Annotated in this window: 10 protein-coding genes and 3 pseudogenes; 5 read left to right on the top strand and 8 right to left on the bottom strand. The window is 45.8% G+C overall.

Annotation, left to right across the window (positions count from 1 at the left end):
* The first annotated feature begins 41 nt into the window (after window positions 1-41).
* From P6910_RS11145 to P6910_RS11135, 3 genes are all read left to right on the top strand, one after another.
* Window positions 42-599 carry a hypothetical protein gene (locus P6910_RS11145; protein ID WP_317146316.1) on the top strand — a complete coding sequence of 186 codons (558 nt, stop codon included), beginning with the start codon at window positions 42-44 and terminating at the stop codon, window positions 597-599.
* A gap of 169 nt (window positions 600-768) precedes the next feature.
* A complete protein-coding gene (locus P6910_RS11140) occupies window positions 769-2,955 on the top strand; it encodes a hypothetical protein (RefSeq protein WP_317146315.1) in 2,187 nt (728 codons plus the stop codon).
* Between the two features lie 411 nt (window positions 2,956-3,366).
* The gene (locus P6910_RS11135; protein ID WP_317146314.1) at window positions 3,367-4,287 is read left to right on the top strand and encodes a hypothetical protein; all 921 of its coding nucleotides are present in this window, start codon (window positions 3,367-3,369) and stop codon (window positions 4,285-4,287) included.
* 173 nt (window positions 4,288-4,460) lie between these two features.
* Here the strand turns inward: P6910_RS11135 and P6910_RS11130 are convergent, their stop codons facing one another.
* Window positions 4,461-5,441, bottom strand: coding sequence for a hypothetical protein (locus tag P6910_RS11130; RefSeq protein ID WP_317146313.1), 981 nt, complete (start codon window positions 5,439-5,441; stop codon window positions 4,461-4,463).
* Between the two features lie 274 nt (window positions 5,442-5,715).
* Between P6910_RS11130 and P6910_RS11125 the strand changes: the two genes are divergently transcribed.
* Window positions 5,716-6,075, top strand: coding sequence for a hypothetical protein (locus P6910_RS11125; RefSeq protein WP_317146312.1), 360 nt, complete (start codon window positions 5,716-5,718; stop codon window positions 6,073-6,075).
* A 538-nt stretch (window positions 6,076-6,613) separates the two neighbouring features.
* Here P6910_RS11125 and P6910_RS11120 read toward each other — a convergent pair.
* Window positions 6,614-6,961: pseudogene (locus P6910_RS11120) on the bottom strand (transposase); the annotation flags it as partial.
* 75 nt (window positions 6,962-7,036) lie between these two features.
* Here P6910_RS11120 and P6910_RS11115 point away from each other — a divergent pair.
* Window positions 7,037-8,671, top strand: a complete 1,635-nt coding sequence (locus P6910_RS11115; protein WP_317142404.1) for an IS1634 family transposase — start codon at window positions 7,037-7,039, stop codon at window positions 8,669-8,671.
* 12 nt (window positions 8,672-8,683) lie between these two features.
* Here P6910_RS11115 and P6910_RS11110 read toward each other — a convergent pair.
* From P6910_RS11110 to clpP, 6 genes and pseudogenes are all read right to left on the bottom strand, one after another.
* Window positions 8,684-9,436, bottom strand: a pseudogene (locus tag P6910_RS11110) (IS630 family transposase); the annotation flags it as partial.
* A 463-nt stretch (window positions 9,437-9,899) separates the two neighbouring features.
* Window positions 9,900-11,807, bottom strand: a complete 1,908-nt coding sequence (locus P6910_RS11105; protein ID WP_317146311.1) for a SurA N-terminal domain-containing protein — start codon at window positions 11,805-11,807, stop codon at window positions 9,900-9,902.
* Between the two features lie 326 nt (window positions 11,808-12,133).
* A pseudogene (locus tag P6910_RS11100) lies at window positions 12,134-12,412 on the bottom strand (HU family DNA-binding protein); the annotation flags it as partial.
* A 531-nt stretch (window positions 12,413-12,943) separates the two neighbouring features.
* Entirely contained in the window at window positions 12,944-15,337 is a 2,394-nt protein-coding gene (lon, locus tag P6910_RS11095) for an endopeptidase La (RefSeq protein WP_410493929.1), read from the bottom strand.
* 559 nt (window positions 15,338-15,896) lie between these two features.
* The gene (gene clpX / locus P6910_RS11090) at window positions 15,897-17,186 is read right to left on the bottom strand and encodes an ATP-dependent Clp protease ATP-binding subunit ClpX (protein ID WP_317146309.1); all 1,290 of its coding nucleotides are present in this window, start codon (window positions 17,184-17,186) and stop codon (window positions 15,897-15,899) included.
* 326 nt (window positions 17,187-17,512) lie between these two features.
* The gene (gene clpP / locus P6910_RS11085) at window positions 17,513-18,151 is read right to left on the bottom strand and encodes an ATP-dependent Clp endopeptidase proteolytic subunit ClpP (RefSeq protein WP_317146308.1); all 639 of its coding nucleotides are present in this window, start codon (window positions 18,149-18,151) and stop codon (window positions 17,513-17,515) included.
* Window positions 18,152-18,239: the final 88 nt, after the last annotated feature.

The raw sequence follows: 18,239 nt of genomic DNA, 5'->3' as shown, positions 1-18,239 counted from the left end.
TGTGTCTCTCTTGATGATTTCAATCCGTCCGGAGGACAGTTATGCAAGAGTATGAAGAAATGATGGGAGAGCTGATCGAGCTCGGCATCAATGCCAACCCCGTAGCACCTTTTTCCTGCTGCATCCTGGACCCCTGCGGCCAGATTCTGGTGACTGCCGCTTATGCCCGGCATATCAGCCCCCTGTTCAGCGCTGAAGGTCTGGCCCTTCATGCATTGGCACAGAACTATCATGTCCGCCGGGATCAGGAGCTGATTCTGCTGACCAATACCGAGCCGGACTGCGCAGCCATGTCGACAATTCTCTGGTGCAATATGCACGATATTAACATTGCCAGAATCGCCTACGGTGCTTCAAGAGTCAGCCTCAAAGAACTCTGGGATTGCTCTTTCGGATTCGAAGCCGTCGAAATTCTCGACCGGGCAGGAAAAGACAATAAATACCGGCCTGAGCTGATCGGCCCAATTCTCGAAGATGACTGCCTTGAAGCCTTTAAAGATGCCAGGGCCTTGTCTGATCAGGGTGATCGCCCGGTATTATCATTGGACCTGGACGACTTTTGGATACCCGGTGACTGGATGCTCGAGCTGGAAAACTAATTCTCAATCGGTTTACCAATTCTGACCGGACAGGGAGTGTCCCTTAATAATTAGCAGCGGTTTGGCGCACACGAAACTGGCTTAACAACTCATTTTTCTTTAACTTTTTTATGGTAGGTTAAGGTTTACACAGACTCCCATCAGCCCCTTCATGGAAGATTAAGCCGGTATGCGGATACCCAGTTTTGTCAGCTCAGTCTATCGCTCCCTGCACAGTGGACTTGGCCGTCTCTCCGGTCTCTGGCTGGGTCATAAGGTCAGGAGTCTGCCCACACAAAATACGCTCCCGACAGCTCAGCCCTTTTCTGCAAAAACCCTGGCACACTGGCAGGTGACTGCCAGAGGTGAGGGAGAGGAACTACTGCAGTTGCGCCAAAAAAGACTCAGGCAGCATGAACTGAATCAATTTGTAGCGTCTCTGGAACGGCACTATTCGGACTTTTATGCAGACAAAAATCAGCTGCGCAGCAAAGTAGCCTTTGTATTAACCAGGCTTGGAATGGCTTCTGGTCAGGTTAACTCACTGAAGCCTTCAAGATTCTTCGCATCAAAACTGAATAACAGAAAGCTGTTCCTGCTCGATCGCTATCTCGCCTGTACAGACCCGGTTGAGTTTGGTCGAATCTGGTTAAACGACGGTGGCAAACTTGATCAGGGGTTTGTGTTTCACTGTGTTTATCCTGCCAGAACAGAAGAAGCGCCACTTTTTGCCAACGATGAACTCCGCCAGATGGGCTTTATCCGCCGGGATGAAGACAACAGTTACAGCCTGGTTTCGGTCGATATCACGCTCGACCATATTGAACTAATGGAACGAACCCGCAGATCCCGACCGGTTCAGGCGCTGGTATCTGAACAAACAGGCCTTATGACATTGCAAAAGCTGGAACACTTCTGTCAGTCCCTGTCGCAACAGGTCGATGAGCCTTTGAAGAGTCAGCTTTGTGAACCCTTGGATGAAAACCATCTGATTAACCTGACTCTCCTACCCGGAATTCAATACTTTGATGGACTGGAGCAGTCCATACAGCGTTTTGTAAACGCATTTCAGGCCGGAAAGACCCTGGAGCAGCAACTGCAAGCCGTAGAAACTTCCAATCCCATTCAGCCGGACTTGATAGAGTGCCTTGTGTCGTGGAGTTCAGCCTCTCTGGATGAAAGCACACACAAGCTGCTGGCAGGAATGTTGTCTGATATTCAACAACAGCAGTTGACTCAAGAGAGACTTAATCATTACATCATGGGACTGCTGATTCAGGCCCCCGAACAAATGAGCATGCAGAGCCAGCTTTTTACACTTGTCGCCCGGCACCTGACGAATGATCAACCTATCCATGGAATTCAGAACACTCCCTGGCAACAAACATTTCATCAGGATATGGGTTTTATTGTACAGAGGGTTGAACGATTCAATAATTCTGATAAAAATTTAAGAAACTTCTACGTTGCAGACATTCCCACATTGCTGGTTCAAGTGGCCTCAGGAACTGAAGATTTTTCTTACGACAAAGGTCTATCACACCTTTTTGCTCTCGTTGAGGAAATACACGATGCCTGTTCATTACCGAGTGTTTCTGTTGACACCCGTCAAATGATCAGGGAGCCTTCAAAAAAATGGCTGAGCTACATCACAGGCGAAATAACGAAAAGATTACCCGTGGCGTTGAAGTACGGTCTTAACCATGACATGCCTGTTTCCCCGGAATTTCTGGGCATAAAAGAAAGCATGACAAAAGAGTGGCAAGCCATTCTGAGCAGTATTAACGATTCCGACGAAATGCTGTCCCAATTTGAAAAGGACCGCCCGCGAACAGACTATCAGTTCAAGGTAGCCACTGGCAGCAAAAAGAAAAGAAAGAATCAAACTTATTCACATATCGGAAATACGCTGGAAGTCACTCAACTTATGCGCTTTCTTGGCGACAAACGTGCGGCCAGGACTTTGTCAAAACTTTTGACCCAGACTTTTGCTGCTTACCAGACCAAACTTGAGACTTATCGCCTGTTTAAGGTGACCCCCTTTCTGCTGAATCCTATGGGCAGGGACGCTGACGATAACCATCAGATAACCGTCACACAACTGGCAGACGGTAACCTTGCCGTTGATTACACAATGATCGCCAGCAAACCACCCTATTCACTGGGAGCAAAAGGTGCCGGGATCATGGGACTGGAAACTTACCAAATTTCCGGCAGATCCATTGTTTCCATGGAAGATCTGAAATGGGGTGTCGTTAAAGCAACAGAACCAGAAGTTACAGTGAAGCTAAACACCAGAAACGGACAAATAGAATGGTATGTTGATGAAAATGCGCAACTGCTTCAGATCCCCTGCCCTCATTTACCGCCGGAATAATAAGCATTTATTAATGGGAATCCAGGTATTTACAATACCTGCTGTGACACTCCCCGACTTGTCAAGGGAGGTTTCTGACTTCACAGGCTACAGCCAGCCTATAGCGGACTTATAAAGAAGCCTTCATCAGTAGTAACCGGGTGCCTCTCGGTTGTTTTTTTACGGCAAACGACTGGTGACGTCGGAACCACCGCTTGGTCACAGGCAGGAAATCAGACCGACCGAACGAACTTACCCTGAGAAGTCAGAAAAAAGTCAGTAACTGAATATTTGAAACAGGATTAAATGAATATTAAAGTGAGTCTCTTGGAGATAGCAGCCTTTGAGATGTTTTTTCTACAGACTCGTTACGTGACAAAAGACAAAAACGACTCTACCTTAAATGAAAGCTCTAATGCATAGGTTGAGTCTATGAAAACAACCACTCACTCTACGATAAAGCTGTTTTATATAATATCGTTTCTCTTGGCTTTAGCCTCTTCCGAGCATTCTTATTCATTTGAATTCAACTATAGATATTCAACTTCTGAATATAAATATTCAACTTCTGAAACAGGGGCAAAACTTACCATCGTAAGTAATGGCGTTGAAAAAACATACCATGGCTGGAGAGCAACAATCAGATCAATTCCAACAATGGCAGGTGTTAGTATTTTAATAGGCGGCACTTTTCTTACCATTGGTGCAGCAACAGCAGTCACAGGTATTTCAATTGCGGCCATTCCTGTAACTATCCTCTATGGCTGTGGTAGAGGATTATCCTTTGTATTACGAGCAGCTAAGAATCTAAGGTTCCCGCCACCAGGAGCAAATGCTGAATTAGACGTACCACCAGAATTCAGCGTCAATTCATCATTAGTGGTTCCAATCAATGAAGCTATTCGGATGAATGAGGATGATTTGTCTATCTTGATTGATGATGTAGAGCAGCAAGACACTTACATTAACAAACAGGAAGACATTGCCAAGATTATTAATTATTCAGGAGCATCATCTACAATTTATTCAACATTCGATCAACTTTCCAGACAAACCAAATCAGATCAAATAAAAAATTATCTTGTAGTACTAACAGCAGAAAACAGCTCTAAAAAAAACAAGCCACGAGGGCTAAACAGGCATGATGTAGATTTAATGCTATCAAACAGAACATTCCTAAATCATGCATCAGAAATTGATTTAATTGAACATAACGAAAGCACTACACATTGCCTGTTGGACAATATCAAGCGTTATTCAATTAATATATCTAAAGAGCAATTCGAAGGCTGCTTTTTATACTTCATGATGAGTGATCATATGGCTAGAATAATTTTTGTACCATTTTCTTAACAAAGCCACCTGGCAGCCTGTCGGACTTGAGACTACCACCAGTCGAATCAATTAAGGGAGGCACTCGCTCGACTGCCCAAAGATCTGGACGAGCTTCTTGATGACATCCTGATCCATAATTTTTATAGTTGCCGCTTAAATTGGCTTCAGAATCAACCAGCGACTGACCAAAATTATTTCTCCAGCTTTAATGTTCCGTCACCTAATAAAATTCGACCGTTATAGTGTGGCATAGCATGGTTTGCCCAAGAATAATTTTCTAAGAAAATATCACCTACACCCCCACTTATTGAATTTAAATAATGTGCATATACCTGACTGAGAGAGCTTGAAAAAGCTGATCTTGCTGAAACAGCAAGCACTTTACTATTTTGAGCAAAAAGGAATGCAGATGCAGGATTACCATTGACAGGTTTACCACCCTCGCAAGAATAAAGATCAAGAAAACTGCTTTTCAATTGAGACCTGTATAAAATGTCTATAGAGTCAATATGCTGATTATTTATGGATAGAGTAGAACTGGTACCATGAACACTTATTTCAGTTATTGCTGCATCAGACTCATTCAGAGCTTCCCAGAAATCATGTGAATTGTAAACAAGTTTGGGCATATAACCTCCCAAGGACTTTAAAGCCTGTATGAAGTAAGAATATTTATCTAAATAGGCATATGAAGGTGATGAAATTAAATTCTGATAATTATAGTTGCTTCGTCGATACTCATGATTTCTCCTAAAGTAGTCTTCAAGCAATGACAGATTATCTATATAGACTACCAAGCTTGGATCAATACGACTTACCCAAAAATCTGGTTTTATCGAAAAAACAAATGAATTAAAAAAAGTACATTTACTACAAGCAATTAAATGATCATCTTCATATGGGAAGCTGCCAACTAAGACAACCCCTTTCATTCCGTGTATAGAATATTGCAACTTTAATTCTTTTTGAAATTCATGATATGAGTGATATTCCTCACCTTTAAAAAGAAACTTAGTATTCCAACCTTCTTCTTCAAGATCTTTTTTGAAAGTCTCCAGCTCATATTTAAGTATATTTTCGTAAGCAGCATCTGAATAAATCAAAACAGTATTTTCCTGGGCTAAGACATGGCTTATAAAAAAAAGAGCAAATAAAAAAAACACAGTTCTCATAGCGAGCAATTCCTTGAGTTATCAATCATATGAATACTTAGAGCTTGTTTTGTAAAAAAATTTTCTACAATTTAGCAGATAATCAAACTACATATAAAGAATGCATAACAAAAATTACCAGCAGACTGGCGAATAAGCAAAAGAAGCTGGAGCGCATGATTGCTAACTTGATAACAAAAACAAAGAGGAAGATGTCAAAGACAAGTTCAATTCTCAGCATTGTCAGTAAGAGCTGCAACGCATAAACTCTCTTCGTAAAGCAGAAAGCGCCAAAATGAAAACCTCTAAAGGGGCTACACTGGTTTGGCTGCAGTTGACAGTCAACATCAAGCAATTGCCGGAAGAATTATCTACCGATTTTTTTGAAGACAGCTATATGGATGTTGGTTTTGTCTCAGAAATAAATTCTGCATACGGAGGAGATTGCCTGTTTTTTAGTTTTGATTTGCCTGAAAATCTTTACTTTAGCGGCATGTTTGGTTCTATTCCTATATTCAATCGAATAAAACATGAAGGACATTTTATACACACGTGTTTAGATGATGATTTGTACTGGAATACAGGCCGTTGGTTCGGATTTACAAAGGAGTCGAGAGACTTCTTATCACTTATATCCGATATTGCCAAGGTATGAAATAAAATGGAAAAGAAAAAACAATGAAGTTTTACAAGAGCTTTTACTAAGTACCTGGCCAGTTGGTTTCGCATATTCTGGCGAGAGGATTTTTTCATCCTTCAAGACGCAACGACGGGCGCGTAGCCATAGCTACGCAACCAGAGTTGGAACGCAGAAGGATGGAAAAAGCCGCCGTCCAGAATATGCGAAACCAACTGGTTAGGTACTTATTACCTCCAGACAAAAACAAAGGCTTCCCGGGAGGTCTGGAATATCTGAAAGCTAAAGCTCATTTTGAAAGTTACCAGAGATACTCTGACCTATAGTCAAAATCAACATAAATCGGCTAGCAGCCTGTCGGACTTAAGCGTCCGTAGCGAGGATTGCAAGAAATTGAGGATAAAAATCTCTGTTTCTGAGGAGAATAGCGAGCTATTTGACGAAGAAACAGGGATTTTTAGACCAATTTATTGCAACCGCACGACTGCATGGATGCAGGAGCTAGAGCAACGCAGGAGCAGTTGCCGTGTAGGACAGTCTTAAGTCCGACAGGCTGCTAGTGTAGTGCGTCGTTCTTTTTGCAACTTAACCGGCGATTAGCCCGAACGACTTTTTCTAAGATATCATTTGCCTTAGCAGTCCAGATAAACGGCTTTGGATTTTGATTATGCTTTTCAATATATTCATCAATCGCACTGACTAGCTCTGGCACACTGACAAACACACCACGGCGTAACCGCTGACTCGTGAGATCCCGAAAAAATCTCTCAACCATGTTTAACCATGATGCTGACGTTGGCGTAAAGTGCATATGAAAACGAGGATGTTTTTCCAGCCATTCTCGCACCTTCGGGTGTTTGTGAGTCGCATAGTTGTCGCAAATCAGGTGCAGCTCTTTGTCTCTGCCTTTCACCACACCGATTGATATTTGCCTAAAATCTGTTGTCAAAGAAATAAACAGACATTCAGGTACACCAACATGCCTCAAGCTCAATACCAGTCTAAGAACCTCAACCACCTTGGCTTGGTTGCCGCTATGTGTCGGGAGTTAAAGATAGCCGAATACATTGATGCCCGTATCACAAATGACTCCGATGTTCGTAATGTCACTATTGGACAAGCTGTAGTTGCAATGATCATCAATGGCTTGGGCTTTACGGGGCAAACTCTGTACATGCTCCCTGAGTTTTTTGAGGATAAGCCGATTGACCGCCTTATCGGGGAAGGTATACAGGCTGAACACTTGAACGACAAGGTACTTGGTCGGGCTCTCGACAGTTTGTACGACGCTGGTGTTAGCGACTTGTATCTCAATCTGGCCGTCAAGGTCGTCAATCATCTGAAACTTCCTTGCAAGGCATTAAATCTGGATGGCACCAGCTTTCATGTGGATGGAGTCTATAACAGTCATGACAATCCAGACGACTTAAATTGTATTCATATCTGCCAAGGTTACAGCCGTGACCACCGGCCTGACCTGAATCAGGTAGTCTTGCAGTTAATGACTGAAAATCAGGCGGGCATCCCTGTGTTTATGGCCCCTGCCAGCGGTAATGTAAACGACAAAACCTGTTTTCAGGAAATTATCAAAAATCATCTGTCATGTTTTAAGGCCGCTTTGAATAGCCGCTATCTGGTTGCTGATGCTGCCATGTATGTTGCAGAAACCCTTCAGTTGCTTGATGAGCAAAAGCAGCTGTTTATCTCCCGGGTGCCCCTGAACATCAAGGAGGCAAAGGAGCTGGTCTGCAAAGCGCCAACCATGTCGCTGGTGCCTGTTGAAGGCTATGAAGATTACTACTCAGCTGAAGTGCCTTCCTGCTACGGAGGGGTTCAGCAACGATGGTTCCTGTTTCTCAACAAAAAGCGCGGGCTTAGTGAACGGAAAACATTGACCCGAAAGATGCAAAAGCAGTCACTGAAAGAGGCCCGTGATCTGGAGAAGCTGAGCAAAAAGGCCTTTTTGTGCCGGGACGATGCATTGAAGGCTTTTGCCTTGTGGCAGAAACAATCGAAACTTTGCCAAAGCGAAACAGAGCCAGAGGTTATCCGTAAACCCTGCTATTCGGGCAAAGGAAGACCATCGCCGGATAGCAAGCCTGATCACTTCGAGTACTTTGTGCAGGCTGAATGCTTTGTTTCCTGCGAGAAAAGGGAGCATGCAGAAGCCTCACTGGGTTGTTTTATCCTAAGCACCAATGAACTGGATAAAAATAGTTTGAATGCCTCTGAGCTGCTGTCTACTTATAAGTCGCAACAAAAAGTTGAAGGCGGCTTTCGGTTCCTGAAGAGCCCGGACTTTCTGGTATCTTCGCTCTATCTGAAGAAAGCGGAACGTATTGAAGCCCTGTTAATGGTGATGACTCTATGCCTGATGGTCTATGCTGCTATCCAGCACAGAATCAGGCAGGAACTGAAAAAGCAAAGTCGTGTATTTCCAGACCAGAAAAAAAAGCCCTGCCAGAACCCAACAGCAAGATGGGTATTTTTCTGTTTCCAGGGGCTTAGTGTATTAACGGTCAATAATCAGGAGGAGCATGTGATTGGCTTGAAGGAAAGGCAGTGGACGATCATTCAAATTTTGGGCATTTTTTACGAGTCCATGTATTCCTGATAGGGGTGGTGAAAGGCGGTTGTCTTTTGCCGTTTCCCTATTTATCTGTTTAAGAAACTTCAACCATTCCACATGGGTATGACGCTGCTGGCACTGACCGATGATAGCACCATCAAGTACATTCAGTGCTGCAAAGAGAGTGGTTGTACCATGTCGTTTATAATCATGAGTCATTGTTGCGGCACGCCCTTTCTTCAACGGTAAGCCAGGCTGTGTTCGATCGAGTGCCTGAACCTGACTTTTTTCATCACAGCACAGCACCAACGCATGTTCAGGAGGAGACAGATAGAGTCCGACAATATCTTCAAGCTTCTCCACAAATTTCGGGTCTCGGGACACCTTGAATGTCTTTTCCAGGTGAGGCTTGAGGCCATATGCATGCCATATCCTGCGAACACTTCTTTCACTGATACCGCTAACAGCAGCCATAGTTCGGGTGCTCCAGTGAGTAGCATTTTCCGGAAGGGTGTTTGTGGTCAGACTCACAATCTCAGCAGCATCAATCTGCTTTTTACGGCCACTGCGAGCTCGATCCTGTTCAATTCCGGAGAAGCCTTCCTGAGCATATCGGTCACGCCAGCGGCTGACCTGATGACGACCGATCTTCAGTATTTGCGCAATCTCAAGATTGCTTTTTCCTTCTGCAGCGAGAAGAACAATCTGGGCACGGCGGGCCGAGCGAACAGGGCAAGTATTTGACGAAGTAATCTTTCTGAGTCGTATTTCTTCAGAAGTATCAAGTGTTATCTCTGTGGCAACTCGCATAGTAAAAACAGGCAGTGGTTGGAATGACATCCATAATAGACTGGTAGGAGTTTTTATGTAGTGTTAATTAGGTCGCACTACACTAGGAGCCTGACCGAGAATAGCGCCCGTAGCGAGGACGGCAGAAAATTGAGGATGAAAATTCGGTTTTGTAAGGAGAATAGCGAGCTATTTGACGAACAAAAGCGGATTTTCAGACCAATTTGCTGCCGCCGCACGACTGCATGGATGCAGGAGCTAGAGCAACGCAGGAGCAGTTGCCGCGTAGGGCAGTCTATTCTCGGTCAGGCTCCTAGCCAGAGGTCTCTGATCTTCAGCGCCCAGTCGAGTCAACCAAGGGAGCTGCCGCAGTACGCACCGGAACAGCGCCAGTTGGAGCTTCACGCCATATTCGGCGCACAAAAAACAAACCCCGATAAAACCGGGGTTTATGACTGCCATTAGGACTGTATTAATCCTTAGATCACTCTTCTTCTTTAGTGATCTTGACCTTTGCGGTTTCCTTCAGGCTCTTGAGGTATTCGGTAAAGAGGTTACGTCCATTACCGTTAGCAATATAGCTCGCCATCATTCGATTACTGGCGGTATCCGCTTCGATTGGCTTACCTTCAATTACCTTACTAAGGGCAACAACTGCTATATCACCATTGGACAATTCGACTGAAGCATAGCTCGACTTCCCGTCTACAGGATGAGGCATTTTGAAAGATTCAGTCAGAAGGGGTTGAGGAACACCCTGCTCTCTTCTGGCAATCGTCTTGACCTCAGTCCAGTTCAGACCTTCAGATTCAGCTACCTGCTTAACCGTGTCGCCGGCTACCAGCTTTGCCTGCAGAGCTTCTGCCCTGTTGACCAACTGCTCTCGAGCTTCTTCAATCTTGAGAGCCTGTACAATGCTGTCCTGCACTTCGGCCATTGGACGCAATTCTGGTTTAAGGTGCTTTTTAACTCTCAGAACCATGGCCTTTTCTGGAGACAGCTCAATCAGTTCACTGTTGGCACCCAATTCAAGCACATCATCACTGAAGGCAGCTGCAATAACTTTTGCGTTTGAAGTTACATCGGTGCTACCACCCTGACGAGTAAAAGGACCCGCCGTCTGGATGGTCAGGCCCAGCTGCTCTGCAGGTTGGGCCAGATCGGATGCTTCGAAGCTGATATCTGCCAGCTTACGGGTTTTGTCCAAATAAATGGTTTCTGCTTCCTGAGTCTTAAGCCCGATAGCAATTTCATTTTTCAGCTCATCGAAGCTCGGAATGACGGGCTTCTCGCGGGAAGTTAATTTGATGATCTGTACTCCAAAGTCAGTTTCAACAGGCTTGGAAACCTGTCCTGGCTCAAGAGAGGCTACCGTTTCATCAAAAGTATCACCAAAGATGCCTGGTTGAACCTGCCCCATATCACCGCCTTTAGCAGAGGTTACGGGATCGTCCGAGTACTCTTCTGCCAGCTTGGCAAAAGCTTCACCCGCTTTCAGCCTGGATTCTACTTCTGCAGCAATTTTACGAGCCTCTTCCAGTGAGCGCTGATCTCCGGTCTGAATCAAAATAGTCGACACCGTTTGTGTATCAGCGGCATTCTCTTCGATGTCCTGGAGTCGACGTTGGTACTCATCTTTGACAGCCTGTTCATCGACTTCAAGATCATCAACCAGGGAAGCCCTACCCATTTCTACGAAACTGATCTCAACCTGCTCTGGTGTCATGTACTGATCGCGGTGGGCTTCGTAGTAGGATTTAATCTGATCTTCAGTCGGTTCAATACTGTCACGAACTTTTGCAACATCCAGTGTCAGCCAGGCTATCGCGCGCTTCTGGCTTTCCAGGGCAGTCAGCCTGTTAATCTCTGACTGGGTGACAAACTCGGAACCTGCAACACCGGCCTGAATTTGCTGCAAAACTGTTTCGTCGCTTAAAAGCACACGGAACTGAGCTGGAGACATACCCAAACTGCGGACCATCATCATGAAGCGATCCTGGTCGAATTTACCGTCCTGTTGGAATTCAGGCATACGGACGATCATGGCATCCAGTTCTTTCTGACCTAAACCCATACCGCCATTTTTGGCTTCCTGCAGCAGCAGACTGCGATCAATCAGAGATTGAAGAACAGACTCCCTGAGCTGTTTTTCATCAATAAGAGATGGATCAAACTGATCACCCATCTGCTGAATAAGCATTCTTCTCTGCTGCTCCAGTGACTGTGTCAACTGGGCACGAGTGATATCTTCACCGTTAACGGTAGCAACGTTAGGATTATTAGGATTCGGCGCCAGTGTTTCCAGGCCGGTTATCGCCATCATAAAAGCAATGATGCCGACAACAACAAATGTTACCCAGCTCTTTGCCTTATCCCTCATTGATTGGAGCATACTAACCTCAGGTTCCGGGCTCGCTTTAGCTTTATATTCATAGAGACACGAACCTGATGTTCGAGCCCTGTTACGATGACATCACATACCTCTCTATAAGCTCTTGAGAAGCAGCGTCAGGTTCTGTTGGTATGACCCGTATTCCCTGACCCGTAAAAATAGAGCTTGAGAATTTCAGTCTTCGCCAACAAAAAAAGCGCATCTCAAGATGCGCCTTTTCGGAAAGCAGCAAAAAATTAACAGCCTTTTATGAAAACAACTGCAGATTCTTGCCACAGCTCCTTTGTGGTTTGTTGAAGTCTCAGGACTTCATCCCAGGCGCGTTATCAGCTGTTAACCGCATCCTTGAGAGCTTTACCAGCCTTGAAGCTAGGGATCTTGGAAGCAGCAATCTCAATAGGCTCACCGGTTTGAGGGTTACGGCCAGTTCGAGCCGCACGCTCTTTAACAGCGAATGTACCAAAACCAACCAGGACGACCTGTTCACCATCTTTCAGTGCAGTGGTGACAGAGTTAATCATGGCGTCCAGGGCACGACCAGCGGCAGCCTTGGGAAGGTCAGCAGATGCCGCAATTGCTTCAATCAGCTCGGACTTGTTCACTCTATTCCCCTTCTTTGTACGATGCTTTTATAGCCAAAAGTAGCTATAACCAAAAATAGCTAGTTGGTACGGAAGACAGTCTGACTGCCCCAGATACCATACCTGACGGGCGCCTTGCTATGCTGCGTGATTTTAGCTGAAAACTCAAGCGATAGCGCAGGTTACCCGGTAATTTCTGCAGTTTTCTGCTTAATCTGATCGTATGTTCCAATCAAACAGTTAACAACAGCTCCCCGTTTATTACAGAACGGCCACAACGACTTCGAAATACCCTCTGACTTTCCACCCTGAAAGAATTGCACAGGACAAGAAAGCGAAACAGTATCAAATGAGTTGTGGATTCTATCCGAAACGCATAAACCTCAGGCTCCCAGAACCCAAAAGAGCCTACTTAACAGCAGACGCTGTTTATACCAATGCCTTATGGGAACTGTCAACAGCGACAACAACCGTCAATACTGCCTGTCCACACTAATTCCAAAAAAAAGGCCAGTACCTTTGTACCAGCCTGTTGCTTTAATATGGTCAGTATGCTCAATGGGTCTTGATTAAACGTCTCCTGTCAGATGCAGTCTCAGTTTTAAGGTCCTTAACCTGCTCTTCATTGCCGGCAGTTGGCATATACTGCAAGGCAATCTCCAACACCTCATCGATCCACTTCACTGGTACGATCGTAAGGTCTTCCTTGATGTTCTCCGGAATCTCTTTCAGATCCCGGCGATTCTCTTCCGGAATAACGACCGTCTTGATACCACCTCGATGTGCTGCCAAAAGTTTCTCTTTCAAACCACCAATGGCCAGCACCTGCCCTCTCAGAGTGATTTCCCCGGTCATGGCAACATCGGCCTTGACCGGAATATCAGTCAGTACAGAAACCAGAGCTGTGCACATGCCGATACCGGCACTTGGACCATCCTTGGGCGTAGCACCCTCAGGAACGTGAATGTGCAGATCATTCTTCTGGTGGAAATCCTGGGGAATTCCCAGTGAATGAGCTCTGCTACGAACGACAGTCAGGGCAGCCTGGATAGACTCCTGCATAACATCCCCAAGAGAACCCGTCTTGGTAATCTGTCCTTTCCCGGGCACCGCCATAGACTCAATAGTCAGCAGCTCACCACCAACCTGGGTCCAGGCCAGTCCGGTTACCTGACCCACCTGATCCTGATCTTCCGCCTTACCAAAGTTGAACTTGCGAACCCCCAGGAAATATTCCAGTGAATCAGGGGTCACTTTATCGTAACGCTCTTGAGCAGAAAGTGCTTCATCCTTAACTGCCTTACGGCAAATTTTGGCAATTTCCCTTTCCAGCCCCCGGACGCCTGCTTCGCGAGTGTAGTAACGGATGACATCGCGAATGGCGTCTTCCTCAAACTCCAGCTCACCAGCCTTGAGACCACTGTTCTTGATCTGCTTGGTAACGAGATAACGCTGGGCAATATTCACTTTTTCATCTTCGGTGTAACCCGGAATCCGGATCACTTCCATACGATCCAGCAGTGGCGCCGGGATATCCATGGAGTTGGAGGTACAAACAAACATGACATCAGAGAGGTCATAGTCCACTTCCAGATAGTGGTCGTTGAATGAGTTGTTCTGCTCGGGATCCAGTACCTCCAACAAAGCTGAAGAAGGATCGCCCCTCATATCAGAGCCCATCTTGTCAATTTCATCCAGCAGGAAAAGCGGGTTACGCACTTCGGACTTAGCCATTTTCTGTATCAGCTTGCCAGGCATGGAACCAATATAGGTTCTTCTGTGCCCACGAATCTCCGCTTCATCACGAACACCACCAAGAGCCATACGAACAAACTTGCGATTAGTAGCCCTGGCAATCGACTCACCCAAAGAGGTTTTACCAACACCAGGAGGTCCCACCAGACACAGAACAGGTCCTTTTATCTTGCGAACACGTTTCTGTACTGCCAGGTATTCCAGAATACGCTCCTTGACCTCTTCCAGACCATAGTGTTCTGCTTCAAGAATATCCTGAGCACGCCTCATGTCATGACGAACTTTGCTGCGCTTTTTCCAAGGCACAGCAATCATCCAGTCAATATAACCGCGGACCACAGTCGCTTCAGCAGACATTGGCGACATCATCTTGAGCTTGCTGAGCTCTGCTACAGCTTTCTCTTTCGCCTCGGCAGGCATACCCGCATCATCTATCTTCTGCTTCAGCTCTTCCAGCTCATTGGGGGCCTCATCCATATCACCCAATTCTTTCTGGATAGCTTTCATCTGCTCATTCAGATAATACTCACGCTGACTGCGCTCCATCTGCTTTTTGACACGGCCACGAATCTTCTTCTCAACCTGCAGAAAATCAAGCTCACCCTGCATAATACCGATCAGGTATTCCAGCCGCTCTCCCAGATCTTCGACTTCAAGCACTTTTTGCTTGTCCTCGATCTTCATCGGCATATGTGCGGCAACAGTGTCAACCAGCTTGGAGGGCACATTGATTCCTGTCAGGGACGTCAGTACATCAGAAGGCACTTTCTTGCTCAGTTGAACATACTGTTCAAACTGGGACATTAATGACCGGGTCAGAACTTCTGACTCGCGCTCACCGACTTCCTGCTCAATGAATTCCTGAACTTCCGCCGTAACATAATCATTATTTTCATTCAGACGATTGATACTGACACGGCCCTCACCTTCAACCAAAACTTTGACGGTACCATCGGGTAACTTTAGAAGCTGTAGAATGCTGGCAAGTGTGCCCACCTGAAAAATATCATCTACAGCCGGATCATCGACCTGGGCATTTTTCTGAGCCACCAAAAGAACCTTCTTATCTTGCTCCATGGCAAGATCCAGGGCCTGGATGGATTTCTCACGCCCGACAAAAAGTGGTATCACCATGTGCGGATACACCACCACATCCCTGAGAGGCAGCAATGGCAGCTCAAAGGGCTCTGACAGATGCAAAGTATCGTTTTTATCCATGATTCAGTCCCCTTACGGCATTTCTACTTACATAACTCCGGTATTATAATGCTCCGGAACGGCTCACAACGGGCTACATCCTGTAAACGTGCAGCACCGTTCGCTTAATGCTTAAGATGCTTCTTTTTTGCGGAAATTACAATAGTGTTTATTGCTTCCAACTGTGGTAGATTTGCATGATTGAGATTCCTGTCTTTACGCCTTCTTTCCATTAATTCTCAAGACAGTCACTGATCTTATTTTCAACAAGACTCTCTACCCGCCCGACAAGTAAAATTTATAAACCTTAGTGCCACAATAGCGCTGGCCAAATTCTTTGATGCAACGGTTTTTAAAGTGTGTAATGAGCAATATATGTCTTGTATTTTCTGCCATCCCCATCAGAGCTGAGCCTGTGTAATCTAACACTGAAAAGTAAAGCATTATGCGTTTTGACAGAATCCTGCTATCCTGATCAGTCGTGGATTTGTTTCCGGGAAAAAGAAACCCTGCCATTTGACAGGGTTCCCGGTTTTATAAAAACGCGAACTTATAGTCAGCTGTCGTCAGATGCAGCCTTCTGAGTTTCAGTGTTTTCATAAATCATCAGCGGTTCAGACTTGCCTTCAATCACGGAAGCGTCAATGACCACTTTGGAAACCCTCCTCTCTGAAGGTATGTCGTACATGGAGTCCAGCAAAACACCTTCGAGAATAGACCTTAGACCACGGGCACCCGTCTTTCGTTCCATAGCTTTCTTAGCCACTGCACGCAGAGCGTCTTCACGGAAGTCGACATCGACATCTTCCATTTCAAACAACTTTGAATACTGCTTGGTCAGAGCATTCTTTGGCTCGGTCAGAATCTGAACCAGAGCAGCTTCATCCAGTTCTTCCAGCGTTGCAATCACTGGCAAACGACCAATAAACTCCGGAATCAGACCAAACTTAACCAGATCTTCCGGTTCAACCTCTTTAAAGATTTCACTCAGATCCTTCTTGCTATCCTTACTCTTCACTTCAGCCGAGAAGCCAATACCACCTTTATCAGTGCGATCCCGAATCACCTTATCCAGACCGGCAAAGGCACCACCACAGATAAACAGGATATTGGAGGTATCAACTTGCAGGAATTCCTGCTGAGGGTGCTTGCGACCACCTTGTGGCGGAACGGAAGCAACAGTACCTTCAATCAACTTAAGCAGGGCTTGCTGAACACCTTCACCGGATACATCACGGGTAATTGAGGGGTTGTCGGACTTTCTGGAAATCTTGTCAATTTCATCAATGTAAACAATACCCACCTGGGCCTTCTCTACATCGTAGTCACACTTCTGTAGCAGCTTCTGGATGATATTTTCAACATCTTCACCCACATAGCCCGCTTCGGTCAGAGTGGTGGCATCGGCAATAGTAAAGGGCACATTCAACAGTCTTGCCAGTGTCTCGGCCAGCAATGTCTTACCACTACCGGTAGGCCCGAGCAGCATGATATTACTCTTGCCCAGCTCTACATCATCTTTTTTCTTATCGCCATATCGCAGGCGCTTGTAGTGGTTGTATACAGCAACCGACAACACTTTCTTAGCGCGCGGTTGACCGATCACATATTCGTCGAGAATATCCTTGATTTCCCGGGGTGTCGGCAACTTGTCAGAGGAAGTCTCTGTCTCACTGTCCTGAATTTCTTCACGGATGATGTCGTTGCAAAGATCAACACACTCATCGCAAATAAATACGGAAGGGCCGGCAATGAGCTTGCGCACCTCATGCTGACTTTTTCCGCAGAAAGAGCAGTACAGCAACTTGCCGTTATCATCACCCTTGCCGCTAGTTTCGTCGGTCATTCGATTACCTGTTGGAGGAACAACACCTGTCATAAAAACAAGATGCAGGCATTGGGGCGTATTTTCAAGTGTCAAACAGGAGAAATTACAGAAAAACAGTCTACGAAAGGTCAGTCAGACCTATTTTTCATGTCTCAGGCAGAAACTGTCATGGATTCAATGTACTCCGTCACATTGCGGCAGTCTGTTACCAATATTGTGACTGCGTCCATGAAAGCATCAACTGGCCACCTTTACCTGATTTTAATAGATTTCTGCCAGATGGTATTCGGGAGTCTGAACGAGAATAGACAGCTCGAGGCTATTTTCGTTCAAACTCCACGCTTTTACTTGTCAGTCGGAATGCGACTACTCAGAACCTTGTCAATCAGGCCGTATTCCATTGCCTGTTCGGCACTCATGAAATTATCACGATCAGTATCTTTTTCAACCACTTCCATGGGCTGCCCGGTATGCTTGGCCAGCACACGATTCAGACGCTCCTTGATGGTCATGATTTCCTGGGCGTGAATGGCGATATCAGACGCCTGCCCCTGAAAACCACCCAGCGGCTGATGAATCATCACCCTGGAGTGAGGCAGTGCGTAACGTTTTCCGTTAGCACCTGCTGCCAGAAGCAGTGAGCCCATGCTACAGGCCTGGCCGATACACATGGTTGAGACATCCGGTTTAATAAACTGCATGGTGTCGTAAATAGACATACCGGCAGTGACCGATCCACCCGGAGAATTAATATAGAGATGGATATCCTTGTCTGGATTCTCTGACTCAAGAAACAACAACTGAGCCACAACCAGATTGGCCATGTGATCCTCAACCTGACCCACCAGGAAGATAACTCTTTCCTTGAGCAGCCTTGAGTAAATGTCGTAAGAACGCTCACCTCTGGCGGACTGCTCAACGACAATTGGAACCAGGCCGGAATTGGTGATTGCCACGGATTGCGTTTCGATCAGTCTGGACATGTCCTGTCTTAACTCCTTGCCAAGTCGAAGAGGAACGACCCGCACAGAGCGGGTCGCGAAACGTGTCATGGTTTAACCACTATAGTGA

The organism is Endozoicomonas sp. 8E, from assembly GCF_032883915.1.
GTDB lineage: Bacteria > Pseudomonadota > Gammaproteobacteria > Pseudomonadales > Endozoicomonadaceae > Endozoicomonas_A.
This window is presented reverse-complemented; position numbering and strand designations above follow the sequence as displayed.

What these genes read in the sequence shown, in the direction of transcription:
- clpP (WP_317146308.1), bottom strand. Translation starts at nt 18,151, where the DNA reads ATGTCCAGACTGATCGAAACGCAATCCGTGGCAATCACCAATTCCGGC.
- P6910_RS11105 (WP_317146311.1), bottom strand. Translation starts at nt 11,807, where the DNA reads ATGCTCCAATCAATGAGGGATAAGGCAAAGAGCTGGGTAACATTTGTT.
- P6910_RS11145 (WP_317146316.1), top strand. Translation starts at nt 42, where the DNA reads ATGCAAGAGTATGAAGAAATGATGGGAGAGCTGATCGAGCTCGGCATC.
- P6910_RS11135 (WP_317146314.1), top strand. Translation starts at nt 3,367, where the DNA reads ATGAAAACAACCACTCACTCTACGATAAAGCTGTTTTATATAATATCG.
- P6910_RS11115 (WP_317142404.1), top strand. Translation starts at nt 7,037, where the DNA reads ATGCCTCAAGCTCAATACCAGTCTAAGAACCTCAACCACCTTGGCTTG.
- P6910_RS11140 (WP_317146315.1), top strand. Translation starts at nt 769, where the DNA reads ATGCGGATACCCAGTTTTGTCAGCTCAGTCTATCGCTCCCTGCACAGT.
- P6910_RS11130 (WP_317146313.1), bottom strand. Translation starts at nt 5,441, where the DNA reads ATGAGAACTGTGTTTTTTTTATTTGCTCTTTTTTTTATAAGCCATGTC.
- P6910_RS11125 (WP_317146312.1), top strand. Translation starts at nt 5,716, where the DNA reads ATGAAAACCTCTAAAGGGGCTACACTGGTTTGGCTGCAGTTGACAGTC.
- clpX (WP_317146309.1), bottom strand. Translation starts at nt 17,186, where the DNA reads ATGACCGACGAAACTAGCGGCAAGGGTGATGATAACGGCAAGTTGCTG.